At 64.8% G+C, this 14,734-nt stretch carries 16 protein-coding genes; 11 read left to right on the top strand and 5 right to left on the bottom strand.

Annotated features, from left to right (window positions below):
* The first annotated feature begins 12 nt into the window (after positions 1 to 12).
* The 4 genes from ACUN8C_RS13640 to ACUN8C_RS13625 all read left to right on the top strand — a co-directional run bounded on the left by ACUN8C_RS13640 (position 13) and on the right by ACUN8C_RS13625 (position 3,867).
* Complete coding sequence (locus tag ACUN8C_RS13640; RefSeq protein WP_445619706.1) at positions 13 to 486, top strand: hypothetical protein; 474 nt, start codon at positions 13 to 15, stop codon at positions 484 to 486.
* Between the two features lie 132 nt (positions 487 to 618).
* Positions 619 to 2,694 (top strand): FUSC family protein, encoded by a 2,076-nt coding sequence (locus ACUN8C_RS13635; RefSeq protein ID WP_445619705.1) that lies wholly within the window; start codon positions 619 to 621, stop codon positions 2,692 to 2,694.
* On the top strand, positions 2,684 to 2,905 hold the full coding sequence (locus ACUN8C_RS13630; protein ID WP_108841823.1) for a DUF1656 domain-containing protein: 222 nt from the start codon (positions 2,684 to 2,686) through the stop codon (positions 2,903 to 2,905). Before ACUN8C_RS13635 ends, ACUN8C_RS13630 begins: the two co-directional genes overlap by 11 nt.
* Entirely contained in the window at positions 2,902 to 3,867 is a 966-nt protein-coding gene (locus ACUN8C_RS13625) for an efflux RND transporter periplasmic adaptor subunit (protein WP_445619704.1), read from the top strand. Before ACUN8C_RS13630 ends, ACUN8C_RS13625 begins: the two co-directional genes overlap by 4 nt.
* 32 nt (positions 3,868 to 3,899) lie before the next feature.
* Here ACUN8C_RS13625 and ACUN8C_RS13620 read toward each other — a convergent pair whose 3' ends face one another.
* Entirely contained in the window at positions 3,900 to 4,604 is a 705-nt protein-coding gene (locus ACUN8C_RS13620; protein ID WP_445619703.1) for a hypothetical protein, read from the bottom strand.
* Between the two features lie 75 nt (positions 4,605 to 4,679).
* A complete protein-coding gene (locus tag ACUN8C_RS13615; protein WP_445619702.1) occupies positions 4,680 to 5,330 on the bottom strand; it encodes a DNA-3-methyladenine glycosylase in 651 nt (216 codons plus the stop codon).
* Positions 5,331 to 5,481: 151 nt separating this feature from the next.
* Here ACUN8C_RS13615 and ACUN8C_RS13610 point away from each other — a divergent pair, with 151 nt between their 5' ends.
* The 4 genes from ACUN8C_RS13610 (at position 5,482) to cobJ (ending at position 9,217) form a co-directional block, all read left to right on the top strand.
* Entirely contained in the window at positions 5,482 to 6,876 is a 1,395-nt protein-coding gene (locus ACUN8C_RS13610) for a hypothetical protein (RefSeq protein ID WP_445619701.1), read from the top strand.
* A gap of 78 nt (positions 6,877 to 6,954) precedes the next feature.
* Complete coding sequence (locus tag ACUN8C_RS13605) at positions 6,955 to 7,626, top strand: precorrin-8X methylmutase (RefSeq protein WP_445619700.1); 672 nt, start codon at positions 6,955 to 6,957, stop codon at positions 7,624 to 7,626.
* A complete protein-coding gene (locus ACUN8C_RS13600) occupies positions 7,626 to 8,435 on the top strand; it encodes a precorrin-2 C(20)-methyltransferase (RefSeq protein WP_445619699.1) in 810 nt (269 codons plus the stop codon). The genes ACUN8C_RS13605 and ACUN8C_RS13600 overlap by 1 nt, the downstream gene beginning before the upstream one ends.
* Positions 8,432 to 9,217 carry a precorrin-3B C(17)-methyltransferase gene (cobJ, locus tag ACUN8C_RS13595; RefSeq protein ID WP_445619698.1) on the top strand — a complete coding sequence of 262 codons (786 nt, stop codon included), beginning with the start codon at positions 8,432 to 8,434 and terminating at the stop codon, positions 9,215 to 9,217. Before ACUN8C_RS13600 ends, cobJ begins: the two co-directional genes overlap by 4 nt.
* Here cobJ and ACUN8C_RS13590 read toward each other — a convergent pair.
* Positions 9,206 to 9,979, bottom strand: coding sequence for a cobalt-precorrin-6A reductase (locus ACUN8C_RS13590; protein WP_445619697.1), 774 nt, complete (start codon positions 9,977 to 9,979; stop codon positions 9,206 to 9,208). The two genes, cobJ and ACUN8C_RS13590, sit on opposite strands and share 12 nt — an antisense overlap.
* 112 nt (positions 9,980 to 10,091) lie before the next feature.
* Here ACUN8C_RS13590 and cbiE point away from each other — a divergent pair, with 112 nt between their 5' ends.
* The 3 genes from cbiE to ACUN8C_RS13575 are packed head-to-tail and all read left to right on the top strand — an operon-like array spanning position 10,092 to position 12,719.
* Complete coding sequence (gene cbiE / locus ACUN8C_RS13585; RefSeq protein WP_445619696.1) at positions 10,092 to 11,381, top strand: precorrin-6y C5,15-methyltransferase (decarboxylating) subunit CbiE; 1,290 nt, start codon at positions 10,092 to 10,094, stop codon at positions 11,379 to 11,381.
* A complete protein-coding gene (gene cobM / locus ACUN8C_RS13580) occupies positions 11,378 to 12,190 on the top strand; it encodes a precorrin-4 C(11)-methyltransferase (protein WP_445619695.1) in 813 nt (270 codons plus the stop codon). Before cbiE ends, cobM begins: the two co-directional genes overlap by 4 nt.
* Entirely contained in the window at positions 12,180 to 12,719 is a 540-nt protein-coding gene (locus ACUN8C_RS13575; RefSeq protein WP_445619694.1) for a hypothetical protein, read from the top strand. The genes cobM and ACUN8C_RS13575 overlap by 11 nt, the downstream gene beginning before the upstream one ends.
* Before the next feature lie 2 nt (positions 12,720 to 12,721).
* On the opposite strand, the gene ACUN8C_RS13570 is transcribed toward ACUN8C_RS13575, so the two are convergent.
* Positions 12,722 to 13,417, bottom strand: coding sequence for a glutathione S-transferase family protein (locus ACUN8C_RS13570; RefSeq protein WP_445619693.1), 696 nt, complete (start codon positions 13,415 to 13,417; stop codon positions 12,722 to 12,724).
* 22 nt (positions 13,418 to 13,439) lie between these two features.
* Positions 13,440 to 14,714: an Nramp family divalent metal transporter gene (locus ACUN8C_RS13565; RefSeq protein WP_445619692.1), complete on the bottom strand. Its 1,275-nt coding sequence runs from the start codon at positions 14,712 to 14,714 to the stop codon at positions 13,440 to 13,442.
* Positions 14,715 to 14,734: the final 20 nt, after the last annotated feature.

The following is a 14,734-nucleotide window of genomic DNA, read 5'->3' as shown; positions in this document are numbered from 1 at the left end:
ACGGTGACGTCCATGTCAATGGTGACGTCCATGCTGGGTGATCAGGCCAGCGGTCTGCGCCAGTGGTCGCAGGCGCATGCCTCAACGCGGGATGTTCAGGCCTCGCCGGTCGAGCTGATGGTCATGACCTGGCATGAAACAGCCGCAACGCAGACGCTGGCCCGGCAGCTGCCATGCCCCGAGCCGGATGCGGTCTGGCAGCCTCGGTTACTGATGCTGTCTGCGCCGCTGTCTGGAAGTGTCCCGGATTCCTGCTGGTGGGTGCTTCATCTGAGCCATCTGGAAGCCCGCAGCGCGCCGGCACTGGCCGAGGCGCTGCGTGCACTTCGTCATGCCGGCATGCCACGGACCGTGCTGCTGACCGCGCCGGAGCTGGCATGGATACCGGGGCTGATCAGTGCCGCGCACACGCATCTGGGCGTGCGGCTCCTGCAGGATGTGACGGCCTGGCACAAGGCCGTCATGGCGTCTTCCAAAGCGGGCTAAGGTAGACGTCAGGTTGGCGTTAATGGAATACTTTGCGCCCTTACGATATTTCCCTTGCGCCTGTCGCCGTCCGCTAGTGGGCTTTCACGCCCGCCAGGCGGCATGCGTCGTTCACGATGCCGATCATTGTCGATGAGAATTGTCTCGAGTATTACCGGTGACCACTGGGTGCTGGCGCTGCGCACCGTGCTGGCCGTATGGCTGGCGCTTTATGTCGCGCTGCGCCTGGATCTGGCCCAGCCGGCCTGGGCGATTCTGGCCGTCATGATCGTGACGCTGCAGCCGGTCATGTTTACCGGCGGCACACCGCCGCTGGGCATTATCATTCATCGCTGTATCGGTCGTCTGATCGGCACCTTTCTGGGCGCACTGATGGGCCTGGTGCTGATCGCGCTCTTTGCCCAGCAGCCGATGCTCTATCTGCTGGCCGCCGGCGGCTGGCTGGCCTTTTGTACCTTCTGCGTGATGCTGTTAAACGATGAGCCGGCCAGCTACATCATGATGCTCAGCGGCTATACCGCCACGCTGGTCTCGCTCACCGCGATCGGTACCGGCGTGGACAACATCTTTGATCTGGCCCTTGCCCGCACCACGGAAACGGCGCTGGGCATCGGCGCCGGCTTTTTGATGCATGTGCTCATTGCGCCCCGGTTTGGCAGTCATGCGCTGCCGGGCACCCTGTCGGCGCTGATCGAAGGGGCCGCCGGTGAGGCGCGCGTGGCGCTGATGGAAACGCGCTCAAGGGCGGTCCTCAACGAACGGCTGCGCGCGCTGATGGGCAAGCATCAGCAGTTTGAATCCCAGCATACGCTGGCGCGCTTCGAGTTTCGTCGCTTTCGTCGTCTGCTGCCGGCGCTGGACCGCTTTGCCGGTGACAGTCTGGCGCTGATGACCGGACTTCGGGAGCTCGAAGAGGCCGTCGACCGGCTGTCACACTGCGAGGGCTGTGAGGACATCATGACGGCCCTGCGCGCGCCGACACTGCCCTTTCTGAAAGCGCTCGAGCACTCGAGCGAGGCGCTGCCGGCGCTGCCGGAGTTGCCCGATATCGTCTCGCTCGTCTCCCCGGAGGCACGCGTCACGCGGGTCAGGGCCACTCTGGTACGTGAGCGTCTGGCCGAGGTGGTGCGGCTTCTACATCATGGCCGGTCGCTGAGCCTTGCCATGCGCCATCATCGCTATGCGCATCTGGTTCAGCTGACCGGGCGCCGCCCGCGCCGGGCGAATCATCCCGAATATGGCGTGGCGCGCTACAACGCCTTTCGTGTCTTCATTGCCTTTGAGCTGCTGGGCCTTTTCTGGATTCACAGCGGCTGGACCTCCGGGTATCTCTCCATGATGCTGCTGGGGGTCTTTATCGTACTGTTTGCCAAGGCGCCCAATCCGGCGGCGGTGGTACGACAGTTTCTGACCGGCACGATCTGGGCGGTCATCATCGGCTGCGTGTTTTCCTATGTGGTCTTTCCAGCCATCACCGGGTTCCCGCTGCTGGCGTTGAGCATTGCCGTGCCGGTGGCGATTGGCACGCTGATGACCCCGCATATGCGCTACGCCGCGGTCGGGCTTGCCGGCGCGGTCACCCTGATGACACTTTTGAATCTGCACCGGACCTATGTGTTTCATCCGACCCAGTTTATCAACGGCGGGCTTGCCTCGATTCTGGGCACGGTCGTCACCATGGTGACCTATTCGCTCTTTCAACAGCGTACCCCGGCCGAGCGGTTGGAGACCCTGGTGGCCGCCTACTGGCGCGGCCTTGAGCGCGTGACCCGGGCACGGCGGTTGCCGTCGCGGGCATGGCTTGAAAGCCGTCTTTATGACCGACTGGGTCGCCTGCTGGCGCTGGGCAGTGGCGAGCAGATGCTGCGCGAAGCCGTGGATCTGCACGCCCTGGCCATGTGCCTGTGGCGATTGCGGCGGCTGGCTCGCCGCGCCGGCTCCCATCAGCGCGATATTGAGCGCTGGGTGCTTGAGCTTGGCCGGCAGCTGCCTCGCGCCGGGCGCGACGAACAGGCCTGGCAGCGTCTGGCCGCGGACAGCGAGGCCCGGGCGGCCTCCCTTTACGAGATTGATCCCCTGCCCACGGCCCTGATCGGGGAATTCGAGATGCTTGCGCATCTGCTGCGGGATTTGCCCGGCGCCGAGGCGCAGGCCCGCGAGGCGCTGTCGCATGATGAGGACGAACAAGGAGCCATGGATGCTCGATGAGTGGTCGTTTCTGGGGTTTCTGACGCCCCCCCTGTTTGTGCCGGTGTTTCTGGCGCTGCTGTTGTTCTGGGGGGTGCGCCGCGTGATGTCGCATTTCGCGCTGTATCGATTTTTCTGGCAGCCGGTGCTGGCAGATATCGCCATTTTTACGCTGCTGTTGTGGGCGGTGCTGATGCTGAGCGGTGCACTGCCGGCAGGAGGAAGGGCATGACGGACAAGGAGTCGGGTATGAAGGGCGTGTCTGCGCTGGCAGGGCGCATCCTGCGCATGGTGTTGACGCTTTTGCTGGTCGTGGCAGCACTGCTTGCCGCGTGGTGGATCTGGCATCACTACATGCATGACCCCTGGACGCGTGATGGCCGTATTCGCGCCGATATCGTGCAGGTTGGCGTGGATGTCTCGGGGCTGGTCGATACGCTGCAGGTTCACGACAACGACCTGGTCAAAAAGGGCGATGTGCTTTTCACCATCGACCAGGCCCGCTATCAGCTGGCCCTTGATCAGGCGAAGGCCAATCTGGCGCAGCTTCAGGAGCAGCGTGACGAGGCGAAGGCGACCAGCAGCCGACGGGATCGCCTTAATAATTACGTGTCACAGGAGGCGCGCGACAACGCCCGCTTTGAATATCGTTCGGCCCAGGCTGGCGTACAAAACGCCGAAGTGTCCGTGCGCGCTGCAAAACTGGACCTTGAGCGCTCAACTGTGCGCGCGCCGGTGGATGGCTATGTGACCAACCAGCAGCTGCGCCCGGGACAGTATGTCAGCTCCGGCACGCAGGCCGTGACGCTGGTGGATCAGCACAGCTTCTACGGGCTGGGCTATTTCGAGGAGACCAAGCTGGGAGGCATTCATCCCGGCGACCCGGTGCGCGTACGCCTGCTGGGACGCGACCGTGACCTGCATGGCCATGTGGACTCGATTGCCCGCGGGATCGTCGATAACAGCCTGACCGGACAGTCCGGCGGGCTGGCCGCGGTGAATCCTTCCTTTGACTGGGTGCGTCTGTCTCAGCGGATTCCGGTGCGCATCCGCCTCGACGAGGTACCTGATGATCTGGTGCTCTCCGCCGGCCAGACCGCAACCATCTACGTTGATGCCCCCGGTCATGAGCCGACCGAGCGGGGCTGGGGCGCATCGCTGCGCCGCCAGCTGGAAAGGCTGTTCGACATCTAGGTAGACCGGCCGGGTCGTAGACAGGCCCGCGGCTAGCGGCTGTAGGGCGTGACCGGTACCGGCCCGCGCGGGTCGGAGTAGAGATCGACGCCCCGGCCCGGGTCACTGAAGGCGGGCGGTCGCGACTGTCCGGGCAGTGGGTAACCGTGCGGGGGCAGCGGATAACCGCCCGAGGGTGGCCGGTAACCGCCCGGCGGTGGGTAGCGTGAGGGCTGCCACCGGTCGGCGCCGTCATCATATCGGCCGCGCGGTGCAGTGCCGTAAATGGTGTCCTGACGTTCGCGATCGAACTGGCGACGCTGGGCGTCATACAGACGCTCGTAGTGCCTTCTCAGGCGTTCATCGGGGTCGATGCGCTGCGGACGGTGCCAGCCAAACCCCGGTTGACCATCGTAGCCCCACTGGCCGTTCTGGATCGGCGGGCCGCCATGGCCGGGGCGGTCGTCAAACCCAGGTCGGCCATCAAACCCCGGACGGCCATCGAAACCGGGTCGATTGTTGAAACCGGGCCGACCCTCAAACCCCGGCCGACCGGCATGCTGCCAGCCCTGCTCACCAAAGGCGTCGTTCTGGTGAAACTGCGACTGGTTTTGTGAAAAATAGGATTGGTGCTGCGAGAAATGCGAGCGGTTCTGAGAAAAGTGCGAGCGTATTGGCCCCTGGTCATCGGCCAGCACCCCGCCGCTCAGCACTGAAGCGATTAGTCCTGCGATAAACCCTGCCTTTAACGATGTCATGACGGCCCCTCCCGGGAGTCGTTCGATGCAGCCTTCATTCTAGCCTGGCAGGGCACGGGCCGCGCCATGCCGGGATTACTCTCCGGTCGTCGCCTTTTTTGCCGCCTGTCGCTCAAGCTGGCGTCGCAGTTGTGGCGTCGCAATGCGTAAACGCCAGGGGGCATCGCGATGTTCGGGCTGGGCGTAGTCGATGCCGATGCGCGGTCCCGAGATGACGTCGTCATCGGTCACCGGCGCGCCCGGCTCGATCCACAGGCCTTCGCCGCTGCACAGGTCGCCGCGGTTAAAGGCCGTTTTGGTGATGCCCATGGCGCGGGTCAGCTTGCCAGGGCCGTTAAGCATGTCCCGGCCGCGTTTGCCGTTGCGCCGCTCGATCATGGTGTCCTCCCCCTGGATCGGTTCGATGGCACGAATCAGCACCGCACAGGGCTCATCTTCAGCTTCGGTCACCAGGTTGAGCATGTCGTAGATGCCATAGATGATGTAGACATAGGCATGGCCCGGCGGGCCGAACATGACCTCGGTACGTTCGGTACGCCCGTGCGAGGAGTGGCAGGCGGTGTCCATGAACCCAAGATAGGCCTCGGTTTCGGTAATCCGACCGATCAGGCGCTTTTGGCCGTCATCGACAATGAGATGACAGCCCAGCAGGTCGCGGGCGACCTCCAGGGTCGGGCGGTCATAAAAACTTCTGGGCAGCGGGGCCGGCGCGGGGACTGCAGGCATTGAACCTCCTTGTTGATGCGCCTGACGCGAGGGCACTCGTTGCCTTCGGGGTCAGGGGATGCGATAGCATGGCCCCCAATAATGGACGAGCCCGGCGTATTTCGCCGTGTCGTCGTGTCCGATTTTTCATTTATCCCGTGGTTGAACGCCCATGTTGCCAGAACCGCACGATTTCAATGAAAGGCGACTGCCCGGCTGGCAGGGCGCGCGAGGGGCGTGCCCGTCGCTGGCCACGCCCATGGAGACCGGGGATGGCTGGCTGGCGCGCCTGCCGCCCCTGATGGCACCGCTTGAAGGAGACGATGTCATCACGCTATGCGAGGCGGCCGAGCGCTTTGGCAATGGCTTGATCGAGGTCACGCGACGCGGCAATCTGCAGCTTCGCGGTCTGGCCGAGGGCGGCCACCGCGACCTTGCCGACTACCTCACCCGGCGGCTGTCACGCCACTGGCTGGAAAGCGGGGCGCCGGCGGTGTCGATCGATCCGCTGATGGACGTCGATGAGGCCATTGATGCGCCCACCCGACAGCTCGCGCGTCGGCTGCGCGGTCAGATCCTGACCGGTGCGCCGGCAACGCTTGCCCCCAAGTGTGGCGTGGTGATCGACGCCGGTGGCTGGGCCGGTCTTGCCGGGCTCTCTGGTGATGTCCATGTGCGCCTGGACGGGGCCCGCGGTGGATGGGTTGGTCTTGCCGGCGACCACGGCAGCGCTACCTGGCTGGGCTGGATGGTGGCGTCCAAGCTTGCCAGTGCCGTACTGGGGCTTTTGAGTCACATCGACATGCTCGGCCCACGAGCGCGCGCGCATCATCTGCTGGCCGAGGTCTCGATCTATGCGCTGTGTGATCTTCTGGGCTGTCGTCCCGGCGCGCCGCCACCGCGCAGCGGCCTGTATCAGGGGCCGGATGCCGCCGCCCGGCGTCAGCGTGATGTGCTGGATGTGGTCTGGCCGTTCGGTCAGATGCCGGCACTGGCGCTGCTGCGCTTTACGCGTCAGGCCATGAGTCTGGGGGTGTTGAGCTTTGCCGCTGCCCCCGGGCGTCACTGGCGGCTTTTGTGTCGGGAACATGCCGATATCGAAAAAATTATCCGGGCGGCACGCGAGGCTGGACTGATCGTGGCCGATGACGATGCCCGTCTGGCCATCGTGGCCTGCACCGGGGCACCCGGCTGTGCCAGCGCCTTCATGAGCACCCATGATACGGCGAGCGCGTTGAGCGCGCGCTGGCCGGCGCTTTTTGATGAGTCGGTCCGGCTGCACCTGTCCGGCTGCGCCAAGGGCTGCGCCAGCCTGGACCCGGTCACATTCACGCTGGTCGCAACGGCGCAGGGCATCGGCCTGGTCTTTCAGGGCAATCCGCGCGGCGTGCCCCGTCTGATCGCTGACAATACTGCTTCGCTTGAGGCGGCGTTCGAGCATCTGGCGTGCACGCTTGCCGGGGAGGGTCATGTGCTGCCGCTTGAAGCGGCGACTCTGGCGTATGTCGGCGAGGAGCGCATTGTGGTGCTGCTGCGTGAAGGTAGCGCGCATCGTGGCGGTGCGTAAGGGCGGACGCTGAGGCATCGCCGGTGTAGAATGGCGCGCCTGACCGCCCTGACACCCATCCTGAAGACGAGGGAACCAATGACCGATCGCCATGGCACCCATGACGCACCTGCCAAACGTTCCCTGTATGAGTACGAACATGATGGGCAGGCCATCTATCGTCAGTCGTTTGCCATCATCCGCTCGGAGGCCGATCTGGCGCGCTTTTCGCCTCTTGAGGCCGAGGTGGCCGTGCGCATGATTCACGCCTGCGGTGTGGTGGCGCTGGCCGAGCAGATTGTTTTTGGCGGTGGCGATATTGCCCGGGCGCGCGAGGCGATCCTTCAGGGGGCTCCGATTCTGTGCGACGCCGGCATGGTCGAGCGTGGTGTGACGCGTGCCCGGCTGCCGGCCGACAACGACGTGGTCTGCACCCTGCACGATGCGCGCACGCCGGCGCTGGCGGCACGGATCGGCAATACCCGCACGGCCGCGGCCATCGAGCTCTGGGGCGAGCAGCTTGACGGCGGGGTGGTCGTCATCGGCAACGCGCCGACCGCGCTTTTTCATCTGCTGGACCTGCTCGATCAGGGCGCGCCGCGACCGGCCGCCATCATCGGGGTGCCGGTAGGCTTTGTGGGCGCGGTAGAGTCCAAGCAGGCCCTGATCGATGCCGGGCTCGACATTCCCTTCATTACGGTGCGAGGACGCATGGGTGGCAGCGCCATTGCTTCGGCCACCATCAATGCGCTGGCAAGCGACCGACTCTGATGCGATCAACTCCCGAATTTTCCGCGTCTTCCGGCGGCCAGCCGATCGTCTCCGGACGTCTTTATGGGGTGGGCACCGGTCCCGGTGATCCCGAGCTTTTGACCCTCAAGGCCGCGCGGGTACTGGCCGAGGCCGACGTGGTGGCCTGGTTTGCCAAGGCCGGCAATCAAAGCAATGCCCGCCGCGTCATCAGTGAGCATCTGCGCCCCGATCAGCCGGAGCTGGCCCTGTACTATCCGGTCACCACCGAGCTGCATCGCCATTCCAGCGGCTATCGCGACGCCATCGCCGAATTTTACAGGGAGAGCGCCGAGCGACTGGCGGCCGAGCTTTCTGCCGGGCGCAGTGTCGCCGTGCTGTCTGAAGGCGATCCGCTCTTTTTCGGTTCCTGGATGCATCTGCATGTGCGCCTGCGGGACCGGTTCGAGGTCGAGGTGATCCCGGGGGTCACCGGCATGGCCGGCGGCTGGTCGAGCGCCGGCGTGCCGATCTGTCAGGGCGATGATGTACTGACCATCCTGCCAGGCACGCTTGCAGAAGACGCTCTGGTGGATCGCCTGTCACGCTGCGAGGCGGCCGTGATCATGAAGGTCGGGCGCAATCTGCCGCGCATCAAAAACGCACTCGAGCGGGTGGGGCTATTGGCGCGCGCGCTGTATGTCGAGCGCGCCACCATGCAAGGGGAGCAGATCATGAAGCTCATCGAGCGCGATGATCGCCCGGCGCCGTATTTCTCGATTGTGCTGGTGCCCGGCTGGGCCGAGTGCACTCACCCGGTGACGCTGGATGCGCTGGCGGTGCGCCCATGAGCGCCCGGTTGATCGTGATCGGGCTGGGCCCGGGCGAGATTCCCTACATGACCGCGCAGGCGACCGAGGCGCTGGAGCGGGCCGACTGGTTTTACGGCTATGGGCCCTACGTGGATCGGGTCGTGGCCCATGATGATCCGCGTCGGGTGGTGTCGGACAACCGCGAGGAGGGCGCGCGTGCCCGCGAGGCACTGGCGCTGGCGGCCAGCGGTGAGTGTGTGGCGATGCTCTCCGGCGGTGACCCGGGCGTGTTTGCCATGGCTGCTGCCGTGTGTGAACAGATCGAGCGCGGCCCCGAGGCCTGGCGCGCCCTGACGCTCGAGATCGTTCCAGGGGTGAGTGCCATGCTGGCGGCGGCTGCCGCCTGTGGCGCGCCTCTGGGGCATGATTTTGCCGCCATCTCGCTGTCCGACAACCTCAAGCCCTGGTCACTGATCGAGCGGCGGCTGCTGGCCTGTGCCGGCGCCGGTCTGGTCATGGCCTTTTACAATCCGATTTCGAAGGCGCGCCCCTGGCAGCTGGGCGTGGCGCTTGAGCGGCTGCGCGAGGTGCTCGCGCCCGGGACGCTGGTCATTTTCGCCCGCGCTGCCGGTCGTGCGGATGAGCAGATCACCACCACGACTCTGGGGCAGGCCCGCGCCGAGCAGGCCGACATGGCAACGCTTGTGATCATCGGCAGCGAGGAGACCCGCGAGGTCACAAGGCCCGGACAGGCGTCGCTGATTTATACGCCGCGCTTTGCCCCCGGTTTCGACCCCGAACCTGCCGATTCAGCACGCTGAGAGCCAGTCGAGCAGCCGCGCCATACCGTCATCGTCGACCCCTTCAACGGTAGGGGTGTCCGGCATGGCGGGCCGGCGCATCATGATGACGTCAGTGCCCTGTTCCCGCGCGGCCACCAGCTTGGGCCAGGTGGCCTCTCCACCGCTGTGCTTGGTCACCAGCACATCGATGGCATGTTCCCGCAGCACCTGTCGCTCCTGTTCCAGCGTAAAGGGGCCGCGTGCGATCAGGTTATCCACATGGGGTAGCGCCAGCGGCGGGTCGATGGGGTCGATGCTGCGAATCACGTAATGATGGTGGGGCGCGGCTTCAAAATGGGCGGCCTGCTGTCGACCGAAGGTGAGCAGGACACGGCGCGGCGTCTCACCCAGCAGGGTGACTGCCTGCTGCGGGGTGTCGCATTCCAGCCAGCGGTCGTCCTTCTGGCGCTGCCAGCCGGGGCGGGCGATGCGCACAATGGGCAGGCCAAGCTGCTGCGCTGCGTCATGAGCGTGGTGCGCCATTTGGGCAGCGAAAGGGTGGGTGGCCACGATCACGGCATCGATACGATGATGCTCGAGCCAGTGCACCAGCCCGGTCACGCCGCCAAATCCGCCGCTGCGGGTGGTCACGCCATTGTCGATGGGCGCGCGGGTGCGTCCGGCCAGTGACAGGATGACCGAGACCGAGGGGTCGCCGGCCAGTTGCGCGGCAATCCGGCGGGCTTCCAGCGTACCGCCCAGCAGCAGGAGGCGTTTATGATGGCAAGAGGGTGCAGACATGGCCGGTCAGCGCCGTGATCCGTTCAGTGGTGATGGAAACGCAAAAAACGCCGGTCATCGTACACCCAATGGGTATGCCGGCAGGGCACGCAATATAACAGGAGAGTGATGCATGAGCCTCAATGACGCCCCATTTGATGCGCCAGCGACAGGCGATGGCGACATTCACGGTGCCTGGCTTTCCATCGTGGGCATTCAGGAAGCCGGTCCCGAGGAGCTGTGTGAAAAGGCGCGCGAGGCGATCAGTCGGGCCTCGGTGGTCTTTGGCGGCACCCGGCATCTGGCGCTGACCGCCACGCTGATTCACGGCACGCCGATCGCCTGGCCTTCACCGCTGAGTGAGGGCATCGATCAGCTTCTGGCACTGCGCGGACAGCGGGTGTGTGTGCTGGCTTCAGGCGATCCCTTTCACTATGGCATCGGCTCGACCCTGTCGGAATACGTGCCGGCCAGCGAAATGGAAGTATTCCCGGCGCCGTCGGCCTTTTCGCTGGCCTGTGCCCGTCTGGGCTGGCCGCTGCAGAAAAGCCGGCTGCTGTCGCTGCACGGGCGGGCCATGAGTCGTCTCAATGGCCATCTGCATCACGGCGTTCGCATTGTGGCGCTCACCAGCGATGGCGCGGCACCGGCCCTGATGGCCAGCATGCTCACCGAGCGCAACATGGGCGAGAGCCGAATGACCGTGCTTGAGGCGCTGGGTGGGCCACGCGAAAACATTCAGAGCTTTACGGCCCAGGCGCTGGCGCGCGAGTCACGCGCGTTCGATGCACTCAACGTGGTGGCGCTCGAAATTGTGCAGCAGGGCGACACGGCAGTGGCCGGTCTGGCCCCTGGTCGCAGTGATGTGCTCTTTGAACACGATGGCCAGATTACCCGGCGCGACATTCGCGCCATGACGCTGGCCCGGCTGTCGCCACGCCCGGGCGACCGACTGTGGGACATCGGTGCCGGCTCCGGTTCGGTGAGCATCGAGTGGCTTCTGCTGGATGACTCGCTGGAGGCCGTGGCCATCGAGCGCGACGACACGCGCAGCCAGCGCATCCGGCGCAATGCCGAAACACTGGGCGTGCCACGCCTGGAAATTGTTCAGGGCCAGGCGCCCGAAGCCCTCAACGAATTGACCACCCCACAGGCCATTTTCGTGGGTGGCGGCGTCAGCAACATGGCTCTGATGGCCCGCTGCTTTGATGCGCTGGCCCCCGGTGGGCGGCTGGTCGCCAATGCGGTCACGCTGGAAAGCGAGCTGGCACTCGGCGAGTGCCACCGGCTGCTGGGCGGTGAGCTGATGCGCCTGAGCCTTGAGCAGACCGCACCGCTGGGCAGCATGATCGGCTGGACGCCGGCGCGCACCATTACCCAGTGGGTCTGGACCAAACCGACGGACTTTCAGGGGATCTCATGACGGTTCATTTCATCGGTGCCGGGCCAGGCGCTGCCGATCTGATCACCGTACGCGGCCAGCGCCTGCTGTCGCAGTGTCCAGTATGTCTCTATGCCGGCTCAACGGTGGCTACCGAGCTGCTGGAGTACTGTCCGCCCGGGGCACGTCTGATCAATACCGCGGCGCTGGATCTTGAGGCCATTGAGCTGGAGTACGTGCGGGCGCATCAAAACGGTGAGGCGGTGGCCCGACTGCATTCAGGCGATCTTTCCGTCTACAGTGCGTTGGCCGAGCAGCTCAGGCGACTGAAACAGCGCGGCATTGACTACACTTTGACGCCCGGCGTGCCGGCCTTTGCGGCCGCCGCTGCCCTGATCGAGCGTGAACTGACGGTGCCGGAGGTGGCCCAGAGCGTGGTGCTGACCCGACTGTCCGGACGGGCGTCCAAAATGCCCGAGCGCGAACAGCTTGAGCGCTTTGCCGACACCGGGGCGACGCTGGCCATTCATCTGGCGATCCATCGACTGGAAGAAATCGTCACGCGTCTGACGCCCTTTTACGGCGCGGACTGCCCGGTGGCGGTGGTGTACCGTGCCAGCTGGCCGGAAGAGCGCATGGTTCAGGGCATGCTCAGTGATATCGTTGGGCGCCTGGCAGACGACCCGATCGAGCGCAGTGCGCTGATTCTGGTTGGCCAGGCGCTCGGTGACAGTGATTTCCGCGACAGTGCACTTTATGAGACGGGCTATTGCCGGCGCTTTCGCCACGGTGAGGGCATCGAGGCACTGACACCGCCGGACAAGAGACAAGAGAGACGACATGCAAAATGATCTGCCCGACCAGGGCGCTGAGAGTGAAGCGTCTTATGCCTTTCGGGAACACCGGCTGTCGTGGGTGGCCTATGGCGACGCCATCCTCAAGGGCATTGTGGCCATCGCCATCAGCATTGCGATGATGCTCTCGCCACGCTGGATCATGATGACGCCCATGACCGCGCAGGTGCTGTTCTACGCCGGCATTGCCTTTTTGGTCTGCGCGCTGGGGATGCTGGTCTATCGGCTTTTCTATATTCGCCGGGTGCGCCTTTACACCGATCAGGATGGGGTCTGGTGCTATCGCGGCATTCTGCCGTGGCAGCGCGGCATCGTCGGGACCAACTGGCGCGACGTACGCCAGGCAAGTTATGGCACGGGCTTTGTCCGCTGGGCCACAAAGGCCTATCCGATCAACGTCGATAACCGCTTTACCGACACCGACCCCATCCGGCTGGTCCATGTGCACCGCGGCCATGAGTTCGTCGGCCACGTGAACGCCTGGCGCAACCGGATGCTGCGCCAGGACGGCGAGACGCTGCGCTAGGCTCAGGTCTCAACGGGCGGGAGGTGCTCTCTGATGACCTTCCGATCGCGAATGCAGTCCTCTTCGTGAGAGACCTCTCGCCAGGGTTCCTGAATGCCGGCGTTAACCCAGTCCACCACGGACGGGTGCGCCAGCAGTTGATCCACATAGGCCATGGCCTGCTTACCGAGGTCGAGCTGATAGTTTTTGACCCGCACGGCCACCGGGGCAAAAAAGGCATCGACGGCGGTGAAGCGGTCGCCGGCCAGCCACGGTCCGCCAAAACGCTCGTGGCCATAACACCAGAGCGCCTCGAGACGTTCAAGATCACGTTTGAGCGCCTCGCTCGGCGTGGTCAGTGCAATCACCAGTCGACAGTTCATCGAGCACTCATCGCGCAGGGCGGGAAAACCCGAGTGCATCTCGGCGGCCGCGCAGCGGGCAAAGGCGCGCGCCACGGGCTCATGCGGCCACACCGCCGAATGGGTCTCGGCCAGGTACTCGCAGATCGCCAGCGAATCCCACACTGTCAGGTCACCCTCGACCAGACATGGCACCTTGCCGGTCGGTGAGAAGGCATCGAAGGTGGGCTGGCGCGTGCCGTATTCAAACGGCGTCAGCACCTCCTCAAAGTCAATGTCGAGCGCGCGCATCAGCACCCACGGGCGCATGGACCATGACGAGTAGTTCTTGTTGGCAATGTGAAGACGATAGCGCATGACATCCCTTCCTGGCGGGTGATCAGATCACGCCCAGCATACCCAGAAATACCCGCAGCGCCAGCAGGCAAACGATCAGCATGATCGCGCCATAGATCAGGTTCTGTCTGAACGTGTTGACAAACGCGCCCAGCAGCGTTTTCTGATTGCACAGCAGCCAGATCGAGCCCACGATCGCCGGCAGCAGCAGGCCGTTGATCGCCTGCGCGGTCAGAATCAGCTCGATGGGCGTGCTGCCGAAAAGCGCCACGATCACGACCGGCGCCAGCGCGGCCACCAGCATGACAGAGCGATTGCGCGAGCTGCGGGCACTCTCGTTGCGCCCGGTGGCTTCCCCCAGCAGCGGCGGCTGTACGGCGATGTTGAAAAGCCCCGAGGAGAAGCCGGCCGCCCATAGTCCCAGCGAGAACAGCACGCCGGCATACTGGCCCAGCACCGGCGTGAGCTGCCCGGCCATGTCGGCCGCGCCCGAGACGCCGGTGCCCAGCGGATGGAGCGCTGCCGCCGAGCACAGCAGGATGGCGACCATGACCACGCCGGTAATGACCACATTGGTGGTGTGATCAAAGCGTGACAGGGCCAGACGCTTGTCCATCGGTGTGGTGGTGTCGCCGTCATACTTGCGCTTGATGAAGGCCGACAGCCCCAGCACAGTATTGGGCGGCAGGGTCGTGGCGATCAGGGCGAGAATCAGCCAGTAGTTGCCCTCGGGGACGCGAAACGAGAAGCCGGTTGCGGCCACCTCGCCCGGATCCGGGCCGGCCAGCGCCAGCGTCAGCACAAACGACAGCACGATCAGAGCGATGATCACGCGGTTGATGTTTTCCAGCAGCCGGTACACTCCGACCCAGCACATCAGCAGTGCGACCAGCGCCAGCAGGCCCACCCAGGCCAGAATCGGAATCGAAGGCAGCAGAAAATTGAGCGCCAGCGCGGCGCCGGTGAAATTGCCGGCCTGAAAGGCCACGGCGCCCAAAAGTAGTGCAACGTAGAGCGTGATGGCCCATTTTCGCCCCATGCGCTGACGAATGCCCTCCATGGCCGACATGCCGGTGGCCAGGGTAAAGCGAATCACCGGGCGCTGAAAACAAAAGGCCACCACGGAGGCGGCAATCACGGCCCAGAGCAGCGTAAAGCCGTATTCGGCGCCGGCGACCGAGAGCGTGGTGATCGAGCCGGGACCGAGAATGCAGGCGGCGACCATCGCGCCCGGGCCCAGCGCACGCAGCCGCTCGGCAATCCCCAGTGATGCTGGCGCCCGAGGCGCAGCGCTTTCGTGAGTGGTCATCGTTTTCATGTGGGGCCTCGTATCAAATG

The sequence above is a fragment of the Kushneria sp. Sum13 genome, assembly GCF_052692355.1.
This window is presented reverse-complemented; position numbering and strand designations above follow the sequence as displayed.

Bases quoted from the DNA above. Each gene is read 5' to 3' on its own strand.
- ACUN8C_RS13625 (WP_445619704.1), top strand. From the start codon at position 2,902: ATGACGGACAAGGAGTCGGGTATGAAGGGCGTGTCTGCGCTGGCAGGG.
- ACUN8C_RS13620 (WP_445619703.1), bottom strand. From the start codon at position 4,604: ATGACATCGTTAAAGGCAGGGTTTATCGCAGGACTAATCGCTTCAGTG.
- ACUN8C_RS13630 (WP_108841823.1), top strand. From the start codon at position 2,684: ATGCTCGATGAGTGGTCGTTTCTGGGGTTTCTGACGCCCCCCCTGTTT.
- cobJ (WP_445619698.1), top strand. From the start codon at position 8,432: ATGAGCGCCCGGTTGATCGTGATCGGGCTGGGCCCGGGCGAGATTCCC.
- ACUN8C_RS13640 (WP_445619706.1), top strand. From the start codon at position 13: ATGTCAATGGTGACGTCCATGCTGGGTGATCAGGCCAGCGGTCTGCGC.
- ACUN8C_RS13575 (WP_445619694.1), top strand. From the start codon at position 12,180: ATGCAAAATGATCTGCCCGACCAGGGCGCTGAGAGTGAAGCGTCTTAT.
- ACUN8C_RS13565 (WP_445619692.1), bottom strand. From the start codon at position 14,714: ATGAAAACGATGACCACTCACGAAAGCGCTGCGCCTCGGGCGCCAGCA.
- cbiE (WP_445619696.1), top strand. From the start codon at position 10,092: ATGAGCCTCAATGACGCCCCATTTGATGCGCCAGCGACAGGCGATGGC.
- ACUN8C_RS13615 (WP_445619702.1), bottom strand. From the start codon at position 5,330: ATGCCTGCAGTCCCCGCGCCGGCCCCGCTGCCCAGAAGTTTTTATGAC.
- ACUN8C_RS13590 (WP_445619697.1), bottom strand. From the start codon at position 9,979: ATGTCTGCACCCTCTTGCCATCATAAACGCCTCCTGCTGCTGGGCGGT.
- ACUN8C_RS13570 (WP_445619693.1), bottom strand. From the start codon at position 13,417: ATGCGCTATCGTCTTCACATTGCCAACAAGAACTACTCGTCATGGTCC.
- ACUN8C_RS13600 (WP_445619699.1), top strand. From the start codon at position 7,626: ATGCGATCAACTCCCGAATTTTCCGCGTCTTCCGGCGGCCAGCCGATC.
- ACUN8C_RS13605 (WP_445619700.1), top strand. From the start codon at position 6,955: ATGACCGATCGCCATGGCACCCATGACGCACCTGCCAAACGTTCCCTG.
- cobM (WP_445619695.1), top strand. From the start codon at position 11,378: ATGACGGTTCATTTCATCGGTGCCGGGCCAGGCGCTGCCGATCTGATC.
- ACUN8C_RS13635 (WP_445619705.1), top strand. From the start codon at position 619: ATGAGAATTGTCTCGAGTATTACCGGTGACCACTGGGTGCTGGCGCTG.
- ACUN8C_RS13610 (WP_445619701.1), top strand. From the start codon at position 5,482: ATGTTGCCAGAACCGCACGATTTCAATGAAAGGCGACTGCCCGGCTGG.